This is a genomic window from Pontibacter ummariensis (assembly GCF_900188175.1).
GTDB classification, from domain to species: domain Bacteria; phylum Bacteroidota; class Bacteroidia; order Cytophagales; family Hymenobacteraceae; genus Pontibacter; species Pontibacter ummariensis.
The window spans coordinates 24,956-42,487 of sequence record NZ_FZOQ01000023.1 but is presented as its reverse complement, the minus strand read 5'-3'; the positions used below and the strand labels follow the sequence as shown (position 1 = coordinate 42,487).

The 17,532-nt window shown below is 52.7% G+C and carries 16 protein-coding genes; 5 read left to right on the top strand and 11 right to left on the bottom strand.

Features of this window, described 5'->3' with window-relative positions:
• Window positions 1-13: 13 nt before the first annotated feature.
• Entirely contained in the window at window positions 14-697 is a 684-nt protein-coding gene (locus CHB92_RS20045; RefSeq protein WP_089321018.1) for a DUF2461 domain-containing protein, read from the top strand.
• A 55-nt stretch (window positions 698-752) separates the two neighbouring features.
• Here the strand turns inward: CHB92_RS20045 and CHB92_RS20040 are convergent, their stop codons facing one another.
• The 4 genes from CHB92_RS20040 to CHB92_RS20025 all read right to left on the bottom strand — a co-directional run bounded on the left by CHB92_RS20040 (window position 753) and on the right by CHB92_RS20025 (window position 4,919).
• Window positions 753-1,292 (bottom strand): dihydrofolate reductase family protein, encoded by a 540-nt coding sequence (locus CHB92_RS20040; protein ID WP_089321017.1) that lies wholly within the window; start codon window positions 1,290-1,292, stop codon window positions 753-755.
• A 90-nt stretch (window positions 1,293-1,382) separates the two neighbouring features.
• Window positions 1,383-2,735, bottom strand: coding sequence for a hypothetical protein (locus tag CHB92_RS20035; protein ID WP_089321016.1), 1,353 nt, complete (start codon window positions 2,733-2,735; stop codon window positions 1,383-1,385).
• Window positions 2,732-4,216: a cellulose synthase family protein gene (locus tag CHB92_RS20030; RefSeq protein WP_089321015.1), complete on the bottom strand. Its 1,485-nt coding sequence runs from the start codon at window positions 4,214-4,216 to the stop codon at window positions 2,732-2,734. Before CHB92_RS20030 ends, CHB92_RS20035 begins: the two co-directional genes overlap by 4 nt.
• Before the next feature lie 10 nt (window positions 4,217-4,226).
• Entirely contained in the window at window positions 4,227-4,919 is a 693-nt protein-coding gene (locus tag CHB92_RS20025) for a glycosyltransferase family 2 protein (RefSeq protein ID WP_089321065.1), read from the bottom strand.
• Window positions 4,920-5,066: 147 nt separating this feature from the next.
• Between CHB92_RS20025 and CHB92_RS20020 the strand changes: the two genes are divergently transcribed.
• Window positions 5,067-5,555, top strand: a complete 489-nt coding sequence (locus CHB92_RS20020; protein ID WP_089321014.1) for a peroxiredoxin — start codon at window positions 5,067-5,069, stop codon at window positions 5,553-5,555.
• 71 nt (window positions 5,556-5,626) lie between these two features.
• Here the strand turns inward: CHB92_RS20020 and CHB92_RS20015 are convergent, their stop codons facing one another.
• The 6 genes from CHB92_RS20015 to CHB92_RS19990 form a co-directional block, all read right to left on the bottom strand.
• Window positions 5,627-6,205: a hypothetical protein gene (locus tag CHB92_RS20015; protein WP_106219187.1), complete on the bottom strand. Its 579-nt coding sequence runs from the start codon at window positions 6,203-6,205 to the stop codon at window positions 5,627-5,629.
• Window positions 6,206-6,236: 31 nt separating this feature from the next.
• Window positions 6,237-7,211, bottom strand: a complete 975-nt coding sequence (locus CHB92_RS20010; RefSeq protein ID WP_089321012.1) for an alpha/beta fold hydrolase — start codon at window positions 7,209-7,211, stop codon at window positions 6,237-6,239.
• Between the two features lie 7 nt (window positions 7,212-7,218).
• The gene (locus CHB92_RS20005; RefSeq protein WP_089321011.1) at window positions 7,219-8,274 is read right to left on the bottom strand and encodes a patatin-like phospholipase family protein; all 1,056 of its coding nucleotides are present in this window, start codon (window positions 8,272-8,274) and stop codon (window positions 7,219-7,221) included.
• A gap of 99 nt (window positions 8,275-8,373) precedes the next feature.
• Entirely contained in the window at window positions 8,374-8,607 is a 234-nt protein-coding gene (locus tag CHB92_RS20000; RefSeq protein ID WP_245842749.1) for a hypothetical protein, read from the bottom strand.
• A 245-nt stretch (window positions 8,608-8,852) separates the two neighbouring features.
• Window positions 8,853-10,253 carry a neutral/alkaline non-lysosomal ceramidase N-terminal domain-containing protein gene (locus CHB92_RS19995; protein WP_089321010.1) on the bottom strand — a complete coding sequence of 467 codons (1,401 nt, stop codon included), beginning with the start codon at window positions 10,251-10,253 and terminating at the stop codon, window positions 8,853-8,855.
• A gap of 82 nt (window positions 10,254-10,335) precedes the next feature.
• Window positions 10,336-11,658: a mechanosensitive ion channel family protein gene (locus tag CHB92_RS19990; protein WP_089321009.1), complete on the bottom strand. Its 1,323-nt coding sequence runs from the start codon at window positions 11,656-11,658 to the stop codon at window positions 10,336-10,338.
• Window positions 11,659-11,935: 277 nt separating this feature from the next.
• Here CHB92_RS19990 and CHB92_RS19985 point away from each other — a divergent pair, with 277 nt between their 5' ends.
• Window positions 11,936-14,194, top strand: coding sequence for a Tex family protein (locus tag CHB92_RS19985; RefSeq protein WP_089321008.1), 2,259 nt, complete (start codon window positions 11,936-11,938; stop codon window positions 14,192-14,194).
• 67 nt (window positions 14,195-14,261) lie between these two features.
• Here the strand turns inward: CHB92_RS19985 and CHB92_RS19980 are convergent, their stop codons facing one another.
• Window positions 14,262-15,155 carry a phosphatase PAP2 family protein gene (locus CHB92_RS19980; protein ID WP_089321007.1) on the bottom strand — a complete coding sequence of 298 codons (894 nt, stop codon included), beginning with the start codon at window positions 15,153-15,155 and terminating at the stop codon, window positions 14,262-14,264.
• A gap of 253 nt (window positions 15,156-15,408) precedes the next feature.
• On the opposite strand from CHB92_RS19980, the gene CHB92_RS19975 reads away from it, so the two are divergent.
• Both CHB92_RS19975 and CHB92_RS19970 read left to right on the top strand, forming a co-directional pair.
• A complete protein-coding gene (locus CHB92_RS19975) occupies window positions 15,409-16,572 on the top strand; it encodes a PQQ-dependent sugar dehydrogenase (RefSeq protein ID WP_245842747.1) in 1,164 nt (387 codons plus the stop codon).
• A 186-nt stretch (window positions 16,573-16,758) separates the two neighbouring features.
• On the top strand, window positions 16,759-17,508 hold the full coding sequence (locus CHB92_RS19970) for an SRPBCC family protein (protein ID WP_089321006.1): 750 nt from the start codon (window positions 16,759-16,761) through the stop codon (window positions 17,506-17,508).
• Window positions 17,509-17,532 lie beyond the last annotated feature (24 nt).

The following is a 17,532-nucleotide window of genomic DNA, read 5'->3' as shown; positions in this document are numbered from 1 at the left end:
AAGAACGAAAAAGATGCCTACAACGATAAGTCAAAGCTCCCTTACGTTTCTGGCCGAACTGGCTGAACATAATACCAGGGAGTGGTTTAGCGAAAACAAGAAGCGCTACGAGACAGCCCGAAAGGAATACATTAATTTTCTGAATGAACTCCTGTTGGAGATGCAGACCTTTGAGCCTGTGGTGCATGGGCAGCAGGGCAGAGACCTGGTGTTTCGGATTTACCGGGATGTGCGTTTCTCGAACGACAAGCGCCCTTACAAAGACCACTTCGGGGCTTACATTGCCGAAGGAGGGCGTAAATCTGTTTATCCCGGTTATTACCTGCACCTGGCCGGAAACAACAGCTCTTTTGTGGCAGGAGGTCTGTGGTATCCGCCGGCAGAGCAGCTGAAAGCCGTGCGGCAGGAAATCGATTACAACCTGGATGCGTTCAAGGAAATCGTGGAGTCAGAGGACTTTAACCAGCGCTTTGGAGGCATATCCGGAGAAAAGCTGAAGACAACGCCAAAAGGCTACGACAAGGAGAACCCTGCCATTGAGTACCTCCGCTTTAAAGGCTGGAACGGGATAATGCCCTTAACGGACGAGACGGTATTGCGGAAGGACTTTATGGCCGTAGTGCTGGACGCTTTTCAGGCCCTGAAGCCTTTGAATGACTTCCTGATGGCACCCCTACAGGACCTGGGAGAGGATTAGGTTTAGCCGGGTGGCCATGCTGAAGGGCTGTTGAATGTGGTAAGCCGTGGTGCTCTTAACTTTCAAAGCGCTTGTAATGTAGCTGTACAAGTCCTGTGTCATATGGCTTTGTCTCCACAAGCTTCAGTTGTTGCGCTGGCCGTCCGTCTTTAAAGAGCCGGATGCCTTCACCTAGTAGGATAGGGATGATCGAAATGTAAAACTCGTCCACTAGTTTGTCCTGTAGCAAAGCAGTAACAGTTTCGGCACCCCCATCAATAAAAATGTTCTTCCCTGGCTGGCTTTTGAGCTTGGCGATCAGCTCTTTTACATCGCCTGTGTAAAAGCGCGTTTTCCCGATGGCTGGTCTTGCTGTGCTAGTTAAGATGTAGCTTTCTTTCCCACTGTGCGGAAACACGGGCACTTGCTTCATGACCCAATCATAGGTCTTTCTGCCTAAGATGATGGTGTCTACTGTTTTATAGAAAGCAGAATAACCATAGTCTTCTCCCTCTTTCTCAACGGTAGACAAAAATGTTAAATCATCGTTAGGCCCGGCAATATAGCCATCCAGGCTCATGGCGATATAAACAACAACTTTTCTTTCAGGAGTCATCTGGTAATCAAGTTACAAATAACTTTTGGTTATGAACATCTCCCCGCCAGTGATTGTGCTGTAACCTGTCGTACGACGGAACAACGCAAGCTACAGCATAACCGCTTCTTCCCGGTTTGCTAGGTTTTCCAGTCGGCGCCGTTGGCGGTAAAGGTAGAGTTCGGCGGTGAGCCACAGGAAAACGATTCCGTACTCGAGTGCCACTAACTCCAGACTCTCCTGATAGGAGCTGGAGCGGTAGGCAGCGTAGGTAAGGATGGCAAGGCCAGACCATACTATGGCGTACCGGAACCTGCTCATGGTTGTGAGCGCCACCAGCGTGGTAATGTACCAGGGGTGTACGGTGGTAGAAAGGAGGAGGTATACCGTAAGGGCGGCCGCCATGTAGCCCGCCAGCCTTTTCATAGAGCCTAGCTTTTTCACAGTGGCCATCGTCAGGATGGCCACTAAAGCCACAAAAGACAAAAAGGGCCCCAACACCCAGATGAGGTTAAAGCCTGCCAGCCGGTAGCCGAGCCAGCGCAGGAGGTAGTACACGCTGGCATTAAACTCGAATTTCTGAAAGTACAGGTCGATGCTCTGAAAGATGTTGAGCAACACCTCTGCCGACACCAGTGGATAGAAGGTCGCAACCAAAGTAAGCAGCACGATCAGGCCAAACAGGGTAAACTGATATAGCCCCAGCCGACGTAGCAGGAAAGGCAGAAACATCAGGGGTAAGAGTTTGCTCGCCACAGATAGCCCGAAGGCTACACCTGATACGGCTACCCGCTGGTAAGAGAGCTGGTACAGGGCCAGCAACAGGAAGAAGATCATCAGCGCTTCGAAGTGCAGGTTCCCGACCAGTTCCAGAATCACCAGTGGGTTGAGGGCATACAACAGTACCTGCTTGTCGGGGAGGCCCATTTTACGGAGCAGGCGCAGGAGCAGGAGGATGCTCCCCGCCTCCGCTAACAACAATACAACCCGCATCACGATAACGCTTCCCAGCAGGTTGCCGGGAAACAGCCAGGCCCCAAGCCAGAACACAGCTTGTGCCACAGGCGGGTAAACACTGTAGTAATTCGGTGAGTTTAACTGGCTGTACAACTCCTCAGTGATGCCTGCCACTTGCGGTGCGTCAGGCAAAAGAAAGTACTGGGGCAGGTGTAAAAAAGGGTTCAGGCCTGCTGTTAACAGTCGCCCGTCCCACACGAAGCGGTAAAAGTCGTCAGACAAAGCGGGCATGGCCAGCAAAAACAGAAGCCGGAACAGAACTGCTGCGGCCAGGCCCTGCCATACGGGCAAGCGTGTATTGATAAGGTAGAGGTAAGCTCCGAACAAAGCAGCGTAGAGCCACAACAACTGCGAAAAGTCGGTGCGTGGTGTGGCGTAGGCCAGGGCCAGGTACGCGGCAGCTGAAAAGCCTATTGCTATAGAAGCCGGTGCTTTAGGTGTGCTCATGCTTTTGCGCGCCTGCTATGGAAAAGGGAATAACTGAAAACAGTACCGAACCCTAATACGAGCATTATATGAAAAGGGAGTAGCCCAAAATCGGCTAACTGAAAGTCCAGCACCAGGCCCCAGGCAAAGTAGAGTGTTAGCAGCCCCTCTAGTACAGTGACAGGGTTTATACTTCCCATAAAGTAAGCCTGTTGTCGCCAGGAGTCCTTGGCCTGTACAATGTTGTACTTGGGCGTGCGCACAAAAGGCGTTTTTCGGCCCAGGTAGCCTTCCAGCACGGCTAAACTGTTATGCAGTGAGAGCCCCATGGAGATAGACAGGAACAGGAAGAACTCCGGCACAAAGCGCTTGGTCGTGCGCCAGGCCGAGTAGCTCTGCTGGTACAGGGCAGTCCAGTAAAAGGCGATGATAGCCAGCAGGCTCAGCAGTAAAACCGCCCCTAGCTTAAAAAGCCCGTCCAGTTCCGGGTGTTCTTGTTTAATGAACAAGACCGGTACGCTGAGGAGGGCCGTTAGCAGCACGCAGATAAACACGCCACTGTTAAGCAGGTGAAAGGTGGCATGCAGTTTCGTGCTGAGAGGAACGTGCGCCCGCAGAACCTCTCCCAAATGCTTCCGGGCTGTTTCGGCGGCGCCTTTCGTCCAGCGGAACTGCTGCGATTTGAGGGCACCCATGGCTGCCGGTAACTCGGCGGGGGCCTCTACCTCCTCCAGGTATTTGAATTCCCAGCCTTTCAGCTGCGCGCGGTAGCTCAGGTCCAGGTCTTCCGTCAGTGTGTCCGCTTTCCACCCTCCGGCATCCACGATACAGGCTTTGCGCCAGATACCGGCCGTGCCATTGAAGTTCATGAAGTGCCCGCCACTGTTACGTCCGGCCTGCTCCACGGTAAAGTGCGCGTTCAAGCCAAAGGCCTGCAGGCGAGTTAGAAGAGAGTAGTCCTGGTTTAAGTGGCCCCAGCGGGTTTGCACTACGCCAACACGATCAGAGTGAAAGGCAGAGAGGGTGCGCTTCAGGAAATCGGGGGCGGGAAGAAAGTCAGCGTCAAAAATAGCAATAAATTCTCCGGTAGCACTGGAGAGCCCGTACTGCAGGGCCCCTGCCTTGTAGCCGGTGCGTCGGGGCCTGCGGATGTGTGCTATCTGCAGCTGCGGATACTGTTTCAGCTTCTCCTCAATTATGGCCGTTGTTTCATCCGTCGAGTCGTCCAATAGTTGTACCTGCAGGCGGTCGGAGGGGTAATCAAAAGCAGCGACCGCTGTGATGAGCCGCTCCACCACGTAGCGCTCATTATAAACAGGTAATTGCACCGTTACGCTAGGCCATTCCTGTTGCGGTATGCTTGCATGCCGATATGTCTTCCGGCTACTTTTTCTCCGAAGCCAGTAGAGCAGCGTAAGGTGCAGCTGCACCAGACTATAGCAGAAGATAAAGGCAAGACAAAGGCCGTACACAAAGATTACTGCTGCTTCTGCCCAGGTCATATGCGTGCTGCTATAGGTATTTAAAAATAGTCAGAATGATCTTGTAGCCGGCCAGCACAGTGCCCTTGACCGTGCCCGACACCTTAGAGAAACCGATCCGCTTTCGGTAAGTTACAGGCACCTCGGTATACTTAATCTTTTTCCGGGCAACCTTAGCCTGCATTTCGACCGTCCAGCCATAAGTGCGGTCCTTCATCTGCAACTGTTGCAGCGTATCGAAGCGGATGGCGCGGAAGGGACCTAAATCTGTAAAGTGGGCCCCGTAAAAAAGCCGGAGCAAGGTGGTGGCCAGCCAGTTCCCGAATATCTGCTGGGGGAGCATAGCCCCTGCCTGCCGCTTCCCCAACGCCCTGGAGCCAATTACCATGTCCACCTTCCCATCCAGAATGGGCTGCACCAACAGGGACATTTCCTCGGGATAATCCGAAAAGTCCCCGTCCAGGAAAACAATGATGTCCGGGCGAGTAGCTAGGGGCTTGGCCGCCGCATAGGCTATGCCTTTCAGGCAGGCATTCCCATAGCCGGGCCTTGGCTCTTCCAGTACAGTTGCCCCAGCCTGCCTGGCGATGGCTGCCGTATCATCCATGGAGTTGTTATTCACCACGATCACCTCCGCTGCCAGGCCTGCCGGTATGGCCTGAAGGACCTTCGAAATAGAGCGGGCTTCGTTGTAAGCGGGGATGATGACGTTTATTCGGGGCATAGCTGCTGCAAAGATGCCCAAAATCTACTTTGTATACTATAAATGACTGTTTTCTTTGGTGTTTAGACTTAACACAGGCTAACTTTGCACTATAACCTTTGGCGTGATGTTTGGTTATATATTACCGTGTTGAAAGATAAGAGCAAAATGAGAGAGGATGCTGTGAAAGAAGGAGATAAAGCTCCGGATTTTGAGTTGGAACGTCAGGATGGAGGGCTATTTCGCCTCTATGAGCTTTTGAAGGAAAAGAATGTGGTACTGTACTTCTATCCGAAGGATAACACGCCGGGTTGTACAAAGCAAGCCTGCGAGTTTCGGGACCAGTACGAGGCCTTTGCCCGACTGGGGGCTGAAGTGGTAGGCATTAGTTCAGACACGCTGGAGTCGCACCAAAAGTTTGAGGCGGTGCACCACCTGCCTTTTACCCTACTCAGCGACAAAGGAGGGCGGGTACGAAGCCTGTACGGGGTGCCCCGCAAGTTGCTGTTGTTACCAGGTCGTGTAACGTACATCATTGACCAGACAGGAACGGTGCGCTACGTGTTCGATTCCATGAACAAGCCGCTGGAGCATGTAAGTACGGCCCTGGAAGTGCTGAAGACCATCAGTCACGAAAGAAATACACAAAACGTATAGGAGAACCTACAAAATAGAAATGGCTGCCTGCATGTAGCGGGCAGCCATTTTGCTTTCCGGGCTTTAATGACCTATTGGTCTATGCGCTCCAGCTTTTTGCCATTGTGAAATTCTATGCTCAGAAAGCCCTGCTCTTTGTTAAACAGGATGCGCTTCACGTCGGTAGGCTGCGGGCTGGCCGTGTTGTTGCCTGGCTTTACCTCAAAAACGCTTGCATAGGTTTTCCCATTCACTTCTAGGGACTGATGCGTGGGCTTGTCTTTATTTATTTCCCAGGCTCCCAACTTGCCAACGCCTACTCTCACTAACAAGGTGTCGGTCTTGCTCAATATAGAGGTACCCAGGTAAGGCTGTTTTTTTTCTACATCCTCTATGATGTTGATCACCTGTGTGTCTAGCTGCTCTACGCATTCATCGCTTGCCGAGTAGCCTTCGCCAGGCACGTTTTGCACCGTTGCTACAGAGCGTACGTAGGTTATGGTATCTTTCTCTTCTGTTAAAAAGCGGGCTATGTCGTCCTTTTCATACACAAGCCACTTTACATCTTCGCCGGTCGGTTCATTTATTTTCATTTCACCACATTCCTCGCAGGAAGTAAGCGTGGCCGCGCCAAAGAGCAGCAAGAGTAGAGATGTAATGGTTGTCTTCATGCAGAAGGTATCGTTATACGAAATTTTAGTCTTAGTTTCTGGACGGTCCGGAATCATCCTCATGACCCGGGTTTCCGTTTGTTGGTTGCAAGAAAGTAAATTTTTTTAACCACGCCACTGCCACCGGAAAATGATCCTGGGCAGCATCAGGGTGGGTCAGGATGTCTACATGCCCATAATCATGCAGGTTGCCGTTGGCTTTACTAAGGACTTGCAGCTGACTGTTTTTGGCCCCGGTTTCCAGCAGGAGTTTCTCCACGTCTGTGGGGTGCCCCAACACTTCATCCTTGGCACCGCACAGGTAAAGCGTAGGAGGAAGCTGCATTTGCTGTAAGGCCTGGGCATAGTCAAAGCCGTCTTTCCAGTGCCGCCACTGGCGCTTTACTACCCACTCGTTGGTTTGCTCATGCGTCAGGAATGTTTCACTGTCGGAACCCATTTTCAACTGTTTGGCAGGCAGGTATCCTTTTGCGCCTATCACCGCTTTAGACACCCAGTACCACATCACGTCTATCATAAAGAACTTCTTAGGGCTCCAGATGCTGATGCGGCGCTTGCTGGCAAAGAAGACCAAGGAGGGGACCTTTACCGCAACGACAGGGCGGGCCAGGTAGGCCAGCAGCAGCACACCGCCCCAGGAGTGCGCTCCCCAGTACTGCGGCACGTCTCCCTTCAGCTCCTTGATCTTGCTGATAATGGCCGGTATGTCTTCCTCTAAGCTATGCGTGAGGCCGAAAGAAGAGCTCCCCGATATCCTGGGGATACTTTTCCCCCGGCCACGCAGGTCGGGTACAAACACGTCGAACCCCTGGCTGGCCAGGTAGGGGGCAAAGCCCTTGCCGGACTTGGAGTAAAAGATACGCCCGTTCTCGATGGAGCCATGCAGCAGCAAGGCCGGAGGGCCCTGCTGCTGTACGCTAAAGCGCTTCACATGCAGGGTGTCTGTGGCGGTAACGGGTACATATAGTGACTCTTTGAGGAGGGGAGCCGTAGCACTTGCTGCCATTGGTGTTTTAATCACGATTGAGAAAGGCCTGTACGCCTCTCTGACCACTTTTCAGCAAAACTACTTTGTCTTCTTCGGAGAGTTTGCGCACCCGCGGACTATAGCCGGCTGTACTCACCGAAATGGTGCGAGCCCAATCCTGTGACGTTAACCCCTGCCGGTTCAGGTTCTCTTTCATGATGGTATAAAAAGCTCCCATGTAATCCCCGAACTTCTCTATTCTATAGGGGGCAAGACCTGCCTGGTTTAGGTCATAGGCAATTTGCTCATCGCGGTCCAGCCGCAGGCCCAGCGTTTGCGGGTTGTGGAACCGGCCAGCGGCGTCATAGTTATCCGGCTGCGGCTGGGATTTCTGCAGGTATGCTTCCTTGTCGAACACGTCTAAAGGGAAGTTAGCCAGTATGCCGCCATCTACCAACACATCCACCTCCTGTCCTTTCTGTGCTTTGGATACCACGCGGCCCTTTTGATCGAGCAACACGGCGCGGAAGTACAAGGGCACTGACATAGAGATCCGGACGGCGTGCTTTACCTGCATGTCGGGGTAGGTTTCGTGCGAGAAAACGACGGTGCATTGGTCTGTGAGGTTGGTACCGGTGACGTAAAGGTCCCGGAAGCTTTCCTGCCCGCTGAGCTGGTGCAACTCCGCAAAGGTGATGTCGGCCCTTCCTGTTTTAGCTTGTAGCTGTTCTCCCAGCCACTCAGTGAACTTATCGCCCCGGTACCAGCCGTACTGCTTAAACAAGCGATTCGTGCCACCAAAAAATATAAACCGACCGTCGTTAAACTGCTGAATAGGAGTTTTGAAGGTGATCTCTGTAATCTCATCAGGGCTATAGCCTACTGCCAGGAGGGCCGCCTGTATGGCACCAGCTGAGGTGCCGGCCACACGCTTAACGCCCTGCAATATATGATGCTCCTCTAGCTCTTTTAAGGCACCACCGTAGGCAATGCCGCGTATGCCGCCGCCTTCCAGCGCCAGGTTATAATAGCGGGTTTGGGACTGGCTGAAAACAGTAGTGCCAACCAGCAGAAAAAGGAACAGCAGGGTATTTTTTAGCATAAGAAGCAACACGTTAAGGTGCTGTTATCTTCAAATATAAAGAATAGCTGTTACACTTTAGCGGCGGGTTGGCACTTTAAGGCCTAAATAAAAGGGTACTTAGCGCCTCACCGGGATAGGCTGTGGCTTCAGTTTGGGGCGCAGTACTAACCAGACGATGGTGCCAAAGAGCGTCCCAGAGAAAAAGGCCAGTGACATGACGACCCATCCGTTCACGCCCCGCTGCTCTGCATCAAAATAGACCCAGGTCAGGATAAAAGCCAATAGCATCAGGTATAGTGCGATGGTCGTCATAAAAATTATATTCGGTATGTTTATCATTGCTAACTCCATATTTCAGTTTGTTTTGTTGTACATTTTGAAGCAAGTACAAGGCCTGCTCTATTATATTAAACTGCTATATGGGGTGTGGTGTTTATGACTATTTAAAGAAAAGCATTGTGTTGTCTTTTTTATTGTAAAGTGCTGGTTGTATTATTCTATTCGGTTTTGATAAACTACTATTCGGGGGCGTTGGATGAAAGTTGTATGGCTGAATGAAAGGGAATTAGACAGATATCGAAAGGTGCTTTCGTAGGCTAGTTTTTAAAAGAGCTAACCTGATGCTGTTGGAGCAACCTGCATAGCATTTCTGTTAAATAACTGCCGCTGTAGGGACCAAAGAAGTTCATGCTGCGCGTCTCGTACCCATCCAGGTTATAGTACTTATCCGGAGTGATGTAGCCGATGTAGCCGCCGTTAAAACTGGTGACAATCGCCTGCTGTCCCTGGTCCTGTGCCTGTTGCTCAAGGTGTGGCACAAACTCCCCAGAGTAATCGGCCGGAGCACCTAACAGCACAATGTTACCTAACTGCAGGCTGGTAGCGTAGGCCGGGTGCTCACCAAACAGGCTGTTAAAGAGGAAGGGCGCCAGACGAATGCCCCGGCTGATGCGCCAGTGTGGGTCGGGCAGTTCCAGGTGTACACGGCCGTAGCCAAGGGTACGCACATACGCTGTGGACACATTGATCAACTGTTCTCGTAGCAACTCAGCCAACTGACCACCCACTTCTACTGTGCTTTCGTAAGTATCGCCATCAAAGTAGACGGGGCTGTGGCTGCCTACGGCACCCGCCGAAAAAGCAGCAAAGCTAATCCGTTCCTCCAGTGCATCTACCAACACGCCCGGGTAGTCTCTGGACAATTCAGGGGCAGCGGAGGGAAGTATGGTGGGGTGCGCGGCGAAAAAAGACAGGACAGCGAGGGTGCCGTCCGGGCGTTCGAATTTCAGGAACCGCAGTTGCGTGTCGCGGTTTGTCAGGTGGTCCTGGTGAAAAGGGTTCTCCGGGTCTTTTAGCAGTCGGTTTCTGACCAGGCTGGCAGCACTGGTGCTGCCGTAGCCTACTTTGGTAGGTTTCATGTGCTGGCGGGCCAACTGCATGCTCTGTACAATCTGCCGCGTCAGGCGCTCTACCAACTCCTCGTCGTACTTACCCGACATCACTTTAACCCCCAGCTTCTTGCCCCAGCCGCCAAAGCTGGTGTGGCTATGGGTGGCGCTCAGGTATACCTGTTCGGGCTTCAGGCCCAGTGCAGGGTATGCTTCCTCTAAGTTCTGCAGCACCTCCATGGGCACGATCAGGAGGTCCAGGGCCACATAATAAGCCTCCGTTTTGCCATTGCTGAAGGCGAAGGTCCGCACCCAGGCCGAGTCATGCACTTCCTCATAGGCCATGCCAAGGCGCTTGCCGTAACCGGCCAGGGGAGTGCCTGTAGGCGGTGTTACGTTTACCTTTGCCCATCCTACCTGCAGCGTATCGCCCTGGCTGACCGTAGCAGGATGCTCTTCCAGTTCCTCGATCGTCTCTTCGTAATACTCCGTTTCCTGGTAAGGGGTACGGTCCAACGGGCGCACCACACAGGCGGTGAGCAGCAGTAAGAACAGCAGCACGTACTGGTAGCGAGAGCGACGCGTCGATTTTTCTTCTTTGGTATCCATCTACAAGAATAGCGGAAGCAGGAAAGCCTGGTTTAAGCTAAGGCTGCTGTAAGGTGTAAGTAACTTTCTCAAAAATCCTGCCTTAATTCTGCATCGTCTCTACCGGTGGGATTAGGCTGGAGCTGTCGGGCACCCGAAGACCAAGGCTGCGGATATCATCGGCTGCTGGCACTTCAAACACCTGCAGGTCAAAGTAGCGCACAGCCGCCAGCAGGTGATCGAAAATATCGGCCATGATCAGCTCGTACTTCTCCCAGCGCACCTCGTTTGTGAACACGTACAGCTCGATCGGCATGCCGGTAGTGGTTGGTTCCAACTGGCGCACCATCATGGTCATGGACTTATGCGTGAACTCGTGCTGGGCAATATAGGCATCAATGTACTTTCGGAAAACACCAATGTTCGTCAGGCTACGGCCATTGATGAGCAGAGAGCTGTCCACTTCCTTCCGCTCGTTATGTGCACTTATTTCTGCCTGTCGCTGCAGCAGGTAGTCCTTGATCAGCCCAATTTTGCTCAGCTTCTGTATATCCTCTGGTGACAGGTAACGGATGCTGGAGATCTTGATGTGGATAGAACGTTTGATGCGGCGCCCACCCGCATTCTGCATGCCCCGCCAGTTTTTAAAGGAGTCAGAGATGAGGTAGTAGGTGGGGATAGTCGTGATGGTCATGTCGAAGTTCTGCACCTTCACAGTCGTCAGGTTGATCTCGATCACGTCGCCATCAGCCCCATACTTTTCCATGGTAATCCAATCGCCGATGCGCACCATGTCGTTACTAGATACCTGTATGCTGGCCACAAAGCCCAGAATGGTGTCTTTAAACACCAGGAGCAGGATAGCGGAGGCAGCACCCATAGCCGTAATAAAGGCCCAAACCGACTTGCCGGTGAGCAGCGAGAAGATCAGCAGGCCACCCACAAAGTACAGGAAGATGGTGAGTACCTGTACAAAGCTTTCCACGGGTTTGTCCTTGAAAAGTGAGGTGGTTTTGAGGTAGTCCTTTAAGGTGCGAAGTAAGGCGCGCACGGTCCAGATAGCCAGGAGGATGAGGTAAATGTCAGTCAGGGTGCGCAGGGGCTTTATCCATTCCTGAAAGTCATAAAAAACAATGGGCAGAGCCTGCACCACAATCACCAAAGGTACTCCCAGAGAAATTATGCTGAAGAACCTGTTCCGGATGAGGTAATCATCAAACTGGGTAGCGGTCTTCTTCGCAAAGCGGTGTGCTGTCCCTCTCAGGATGGCCCGCGTCACCAACCGCGATACGTAAAGCAGCAAGAGCACCAGGCTAAGCAAGAGCAGCATGTTCACGTAGGTCGCTGTTAGCCGGGGCATGCCCATGGCAACAAGGTGGTCAAAAATCCAGTGAGAAACAGTGGAGATGATGCGGGCGTTTTGCATTTGTTTGGGCCTGAGACTTGGTTTACAATGCGAATAAGACAAAGGTAACAATTTTGGAGGGAAGCGCCTGCTCCAGAAGCTACTTGTCAGGTTACTGATAAAAGCGGGCGGCTTTTAAGTTAAAGTCTTTTCGCGTTTAGGCATTATGCCTTAAATTTGACCTCCCTTTGCAAGAAGTTCAGGCAAAGGGAGGTCAACAGCTGCGAATGTAGAACAGGGATGCGTAGTACTCACCCTATTGCGGCTGCAGATTAGCCTATTGTCTTATATCAATATAATGGAACCAAATTTAGAACACCTTTTAAAAATTGCCTCAGAGCTCTCTATCACCATCAAACAGGTAGAGGCCACGGCAAACTTGCTGGATGAGGGGGCTACGGTGCCGTTTATCTCACGTTACCGTAAGGAAGCCACGGGCTCTTTGGACGAGGTACAGATTGCCGGTATCCGCGACAGGCTGGAGCAGCTGCGTGAGCTGGACAAGCGCCGCGAGAGCATTCTGAAGTCTATCCGTGACCAGGAGAAGCTGACACCGGAACTGGAGGCGCAGATCATGGCGGCCGAAACGATGGCTGTGCTGGAGGATATTTACCTGCCTTACAAGCCGAAGCGCCGTACCCGCGCCACCATTGCCCGTGAAAAAGGGCTGGAGCCACTGGCAGAGCGCCTGTTCGCGCAGGAAAACTTCGACGTAGAAGCCGAGGCTGCCAACTTTGTCTCGGAGGAGAAAGAGGTGAAGGACGTGAACGAGGCCCTTGCCGGGGCCCGCGACATCATGGCCGAGTGGATGAACGAGAACGCTGAGGCCCGCGCCACCATGCGCCAGCTGTTCGAGAAGCAAGGTGTTTTCAAAAGCCGTGTGATGATGGGCAAGGAAGAGGAAGGCCAGAAGTTCAAAGACTACTTTGAGTGGGAGGAGCCAATCGAGAAGGCGCCTTCGCACCGCGTACTGGCTATGCGCCGCGGCGAAACCGAAATGGTACTGATGCTGACGGCACAGCCAGAGGAGGAAGCGGCGCTGGCCAAGCTGGAGGACATGTTTGTGCAGGGCAACAACGCGGCCTCGGAACAAGTGAAGCTAGCCGTGAAAGACTGCTATAAGCGCTTGCTGAAGCTGAGCATGGAAACAGAGGTGCGCCTAAACTCTAAGAAGCGTGCTGACGAGGAAGCCATCCGGGTGTTTGCAGACAACCTGCGCCAGCTGTTGCTGTCTTCGCCACTCGGTCAGAAAACTGTGTTGGCGCTGGACCCTGGTTTCAGAACAGGTGTGAAATCTGTCGTGCTGGATAAGCAGGGTAAGCTATTGCACAACGAAACCATTTACCCGCATACCGGACAGCATAAGGAGCAGGAGGCTGCGCAGGCCGTGCGCTACATGGTCACGCGCTTTGAGGTGGAGGCCATTGCCATTGGCAATGGTACCGCCAGCCGCGAAACAGAAGCCTTTGTAAAAAGCCTGAAGCTACCAGCCTCTGTGCTGGTGGTGATGGTGAATGAAAGCGGAGCCTCTATTTATTCTGCCTCCGAGGTAGCCCGTGAGGAGTTCCCGGATCAAGACGTAACCGTGCGTGGTGCCGTGTCCATTGGCCGTCGCTTAATGGACCCGCTGGCGGAGCTGGTGAAGATCGATCCAAAATCCATCGGGGTAGGCCAGTACCAGCACGATGTGGACCAGTCGGCCCTGAAGCACTCGTTAGACGACGTGGTAATGAGCTGCGTGAACGCGGTAGGTGTGGAAGTAAACACGGCCAGCAAGCAGTTGCTGACCTACGTTTCCGGTCTAGGCCCTGCGCTGGCGCAGAACATCGTGGAGTACCGTAATCAGAACGGTCCTTTCCGTACGCGTGCCGAGCTGAAAAAAGTATCCCGCCTGGGCGATAAAGCCTTTGAGCAGGCAGCAGGCTTCCTCCGCATTCGGGATGCCAAGAACCCGTTGGATGCCTCTGCTGTGCACCCGGAAAGCTACCCGATCGTGGAGCAGATGGCCAAAGACCTGGGCGTAACGGTGCAGGACCTGATCAAGAGCGATGAGTTGCGCAAAAAGATAGAACTGAAAAAGTACGTGACCGACACAGTAGGTCTGCCAACCCTGCAGGACATTATCAGCGAATTAGCAAAGCCAGGCCGCGACCCACGGGAGACCTTTGAGGCGTTCAGCTTTACAGAAGGCGTGAACGAGATCAAAGACCTGCGTGCCGGCATGAAGCTGCCAGGCATCGTGACCAACATCACCGCCTTCGGTGCCTTCGTGGATATTGGCGTACACCAGGACGGGTTGGTACACGTGAGTCACCTCTCAGACCGCTTCGTAAGCAATCCGCATGAAATCGTGAAGGTGGGGCAGAAGGTAGAGGTAACGGTGCTGGAGGTGGATGAGGCCCGCAAGCGCATTTCCCTTAGCATGAAAGGGGACCCTGCCGCAGCCAAGCCAGCCGGAGGCGGTAATCGCAACAAAGGCGGCCGCAAAGGACGCGAGGAAGAGCCAGTGGACGACTTCCAGGCAAAACTCGCCAAACTGAAAGGCATGTTTAAATAGCATTAGGCAAACAAAAAGGGGCTGCACGGTAAGTGCAGCCCCTTTTTGTTTATGCCCTGCGGCCTGGCTAGAAAACGAGGGTAGCGTTGAGGCCTCCTGACTTCAATCCTACCTGCGGGGCTAGCAATAACCGCTGCTTTCGGATGTTAAGTTTTTGGTTGACCACATCGTACAGGTAAGTTACTCCTTTAGCCGTAAAATAGCCTACGGCGGCACCTGCTACTACATCTGTTGCCCAATGGGCGTTGTCGTGGATGCGGGACAGCCCAACCAGCGATGCCACACCATAAGCTACCGGTGGCACCCATTTATGTCCTTTATAAGCTGTTGCCACAGAAGTAGCCAATGCAAAAGCGGTGGCCGTGTGTGAAGAGGGCAGCGAAGTATTGTCATTGTCCCGCACCATCCCATCAAAGACATGATTTTCTGCCGTTGCACTTGGCCGGTGCCTGTGAAAGGTGTTTTTCAGGGCGTTTGTGGCGACAGCGCTTGCCATCACACTTCCCATCCCAATGAGGCCTGCCCGTTGTAACTTTTGCTTTTTCAGTAAAAGCCCTCCCACTGCTAGTGCACCAGCTATTGATACCGCATTAGAGGGGCGTCCGAGCGGCTCTACCGTACGGGCTATGGCATTTGTTGTAGTGCTGCGGCTGCTTTGGGAGAGCTGCTGCAAAGGCTCATCAAGAAACGCATACGTTGCTGCCCACAAACCGGCCCCTGCTGCTGCCAGGGCCGCGGTTCTTACGAAGCCCGGTTGTTCAGGGGAAAGGGTCCTGAAGGGGAAGCCGGATAGCGCCTGGCTTGTATCGGCATAGATCGGTTGGTGCCGGTCAGGAACATCTGGGGTTAAAAGGGGCGATTGTGCCCATGCCGGAAGGCAGAAGATAAAAAGTAAGAGGAGGCAAATTAACTTGCTACCAGGCTTCAAGGGCTTGCCTGAAGTCGGATACAGTAAGAGCATAAAAGGGTGCTTATTGGGAAATTAAAGGTTAGGTTAGATTTCGAATTAACAGTTTAAGGCAGGTAGCGCAAGGCTTCCTGCTTCTCAGAGAGAAACGGGTACTAGGGTTTGGTTCTGAAATACTTAGGCTTTAAAGCCGGAATCTCCGTGCTTCGGTGGCTACATCTATTCATGATACTTCCTTTGGCTTTTGTCTGTAACGCATCGTATGAGTTGCTAGTACTTACTATCTGAAAATTAACTTCTTATCTCTATGCGGTTACATTACTTACCCCAACTTCTGGCCATGTTATTATTGATGGGATGTGCAGGAACAGCTGATGCCCAATACGAGTTAAAGGAAGCCTATTCAAACCTCGGGTTCGACCGGCCGGTAGAGGCTGTTTGGATGAAAGAGGGGACAGGCCGTCTGTATGTACTCGATCAGCAGGGGAAAATCTTCTGGCTCTCTGAGAGTGCTGATAAAACCGCCAGGCCCAACCTGTTCCTCGATATTTCGGACAGAGTAGAGGCTGGTGGGGAGATGGGATTGCTGGGCCTGGCTTTCCACCCCGACTACGAAAATAACGGCTACTTTTACGTCAACTACACGACTGACAATCCTCTCCAGACCAGGATCTCCCAGTTCAAGGAAACACCTGGCAATAGGGGGAAGGTTGATCCGAACAGCGAAGAGGTGCTGCTGACGTACCGGCAGCCGTATCGTAATCACAACGGAGGTAAAATAACTTTTGGCCCTGATGGCTATTTATATATTGCAGTTGGGGATGGTGGCAGTGGCGGCGATCCGCAGAACAACGCTCAGGACAGGAAGAGCCTGCTCGGTAAGATTCTCCGCATCGACGTGAATACCACCTTCGGTACTCGGCCGTACGGTATCCCCGCTGATAATCCTTTTGCTAATAACCAACAGGGGTACCGCGAGGAAATCTATGCTTATGGACTGCGCAACCCCTGGAAGATCTCTTTTGATAAGGAAACAGGCCGCTTGTGGGCAGCGGATGTAGGGCAAAACAAGCTGGAGGAAATCGACATTATTGAGAAGGGGGGAAATTATGGTTGGCGCATCATGGAGGGCTCTGACTGCTATAACCCTTCCTCTAATTGTGACCAAACCGGCCTGATTCAACCCGTGCATGAGTACACCCATGCGGATGGTGTCTCGGTAACAGGGGGCTTTGTGTACCGGGGGAAGGCCATACCAGAACTGCAGGGCAAGTATATCTATGCCGACTATGCCAGCGGCAAGGTCTGGGCCTTAACGCTGAACGAGGACGGTACAAAAGCAGCCAATACTTTGCTGCTAACCACCGGTTTTCCTGTCTCTTCCTTCGGGCAGGACCAGCACAACGAGCTGTTGCTTTTGCGCTATGGCAGAGGAGGCAAAATATACCGGCTGCAGCGGCAGGTAAATTAACTGTTCTGAGGGGTTTACCTCTCCTCCCCGGCTATAGCGTTGTCTGCAAAAGAGAAAGCGAGGATGGCTTCTGCACTAGTGGGAGCTGCCTTTTTGCGTTATTATTAAGTAGGCTTACCAATATAAATAGGCACAGTAGCAACGGCATGTGTTAAAAGCACCGTATCCAAGAATAAATTTTTGACTATGGATACTTACGATTCTAGACTGTCCGAGATTCTGCGCACAGCGCGCATCTCTCCCCCATCTACCGGGTCCAGCCGGATTAATGTAGGGACAAAAGAACGCATGGCCTCCACAATAGGAGGTGCCTTGATGGTATATTATGGCATGCGCCGGTCCGACAAAGTTGGCGTTGCCCTGGCGCTGGCCGGTGGGTCGCTCATCTTTAGAGGGGTGACAGGGTACTGCCCAATTAACGATGCCACTGGTCGCAACACGGCGGGGAAAGAGGACGTGGCGATTGAGATCACCAGCAGCCTCACCATTAACCGCCCTCGGGCGGAAGTGTACGCGTTCTGGCGCCAGTTGGAAAACCTGCCCAGGTTTATGAGCCATCTAAAGGATGTACAGCAATTGGGGCCGAAGCGCTCGCACTGGGTAGCCAAGTTGCCGAAGGGGGTGGGCGTTGTGGAATGGGACGCAGATTTAGTGAAGGAGGAAACAGATACTCTGCTAGCCTGGCGGTCTTTACCCGGCTCAGACATTGATAACGCCGGCGAAGTAGCTTTTGTGGATGCCATTGGGGAAAGAGGTACCGTGGTGCAGGCTACTATTTCGTATCGTCCGCCTGCAGGAGATGTAGGAGGTGGCGTGGCCAAGCTGCTGAACCCAGCCTTTGAGCAGATGGTAAAGCAGGACTTACACGCCTTCAAACAACTTTTGGAAACCGGGGAGGTACCCACCATAGAGGGGCAACCCTCCGGACGGCGTTAAAGCCGGCTGTCTTTTTCTTTGTTC

What these genes read in the sequence shown, in the direction of transcription:
- CHB92_RS20045 (WP_089321018.1), top strand. Translation starts at nt 14, where the DNA reads ATGCCTACAACGATAAGTCAAAGCTCCCTTACGTTTCTGGCCGAACTG.
- CHB92_RS20040 (WP_089321017.1), bottom strand. Translation starts at nt 1,292, where the DNA reads ATGACTCCTGAAAGAAAAGTTGTTGTTTATATCGCCATGAGCCTGGAT.
- CHB92_RS20035 (WP_089321016.1), bottom strand. Translation starts at nt 2,735, where the DNA reads ATGAGCACACCTAAAGCACCGGCTTCTATAGCAATAGGCTTTTCAGCT.
- CHB92_RS20030 (WP_089321015.1), bottom strand. Translation starts at nt 4,216, where the DNA reads ATGACCTGGGCAGAAGCAGCAGTAATCTTTGTGTACGGCCTTTGTCTT.
- CHB92_RS20025 (WP_089321065.1), bottom strand. Translation starts at nt 4,919, where the DNA reads ATGCCCCGAATAAACGTCATCATCCCCGCTTACAACGAAGCCCGCTCT.
- CHB92_RS20020 (WP_089321014.1), top strand. Translation starts at nt 5,067, where the DNA reads ATGAGAGAGGATGCTGTGAAAGAAGGAGATAAAGCTCCGGATTTTGAG.
- CHB92_RS20015 (WP_106219187.1), bottom strand. Translation starts at nt 6,205, where the DNA reads ATGAAGACAACCATTACATCTCTACTCTTGCTGCTCTTTGGCGCGGCC.
- CHB92_RS20010 (WP_089321012.1), bottom strand. Translation starts at nt 7,211, where the DNA reads ATGGCAGCAAGTGCTACGGCTCCCCTCCTCAAAGAGTCACTATATGTA.
- CHB92_RS20005 (WP_089321011.1), bottom strand. Translation starts at nt 8,274, where the DNA reads ATGCTAAAAAATACCCTGCTGTTCCTTTTTCTGCTGGTTGGCACTACT.
- CHB92_RS20000 (WP_245842749.1), bottom strand. Translation starts at nt 8,607, where the DNA reads ATGGAGTTAGCAATGATAAACATACCGAATATAATTTTTATGACGACC.
- CHB92_RS19995 (WP_089321010.1), bottom strand. Translation starts at nt 10,253, where the DNA reads ATGGATACCAAAGAAGAAAAATCGACGCGTCGCTCTCGCTACCAGTAC.
- CHB92_RS19990 (WP_089321009.1), bottom strand. Translation starts at nt 11,658, where the DNA reads ATGCAAAACGCCCGCATCATCTCCACTGTTTCTCACTGGATTTTTGAC.
- CHB92_RS19985 (WP_089321008.1), top strand. Translation starts at nt 11,936, where the DNA reads ATGGAACCAAATTTAGAACACCTTTTAAAAATTGCCTCAGAGCTCTCT.
- CHB92_RS19980 (WP_089321007.1), bottom strand. Translation starts at nt 15,155, where the DNA reads ATGCTCTTACTGTATCCGACTTCAGGCAAGCCCTTGAAGCCTGGTAGC.
- CHB92_RS19975 (WP_245842747.1), top strand. Translation starts at nt 15,409, where the DNA reads ATGCGGTTACATTACTTACCCCAACTTCTGGCCATGTTATTATTGATG.
- CHB92_RS19970 (WP_089321006.1), top strand. Translation starts at nt 16,759, where the DNA reads ATGGATACTTACGATTCTAGACTGTCCGAGATTCTGCGCACAGCGCGC.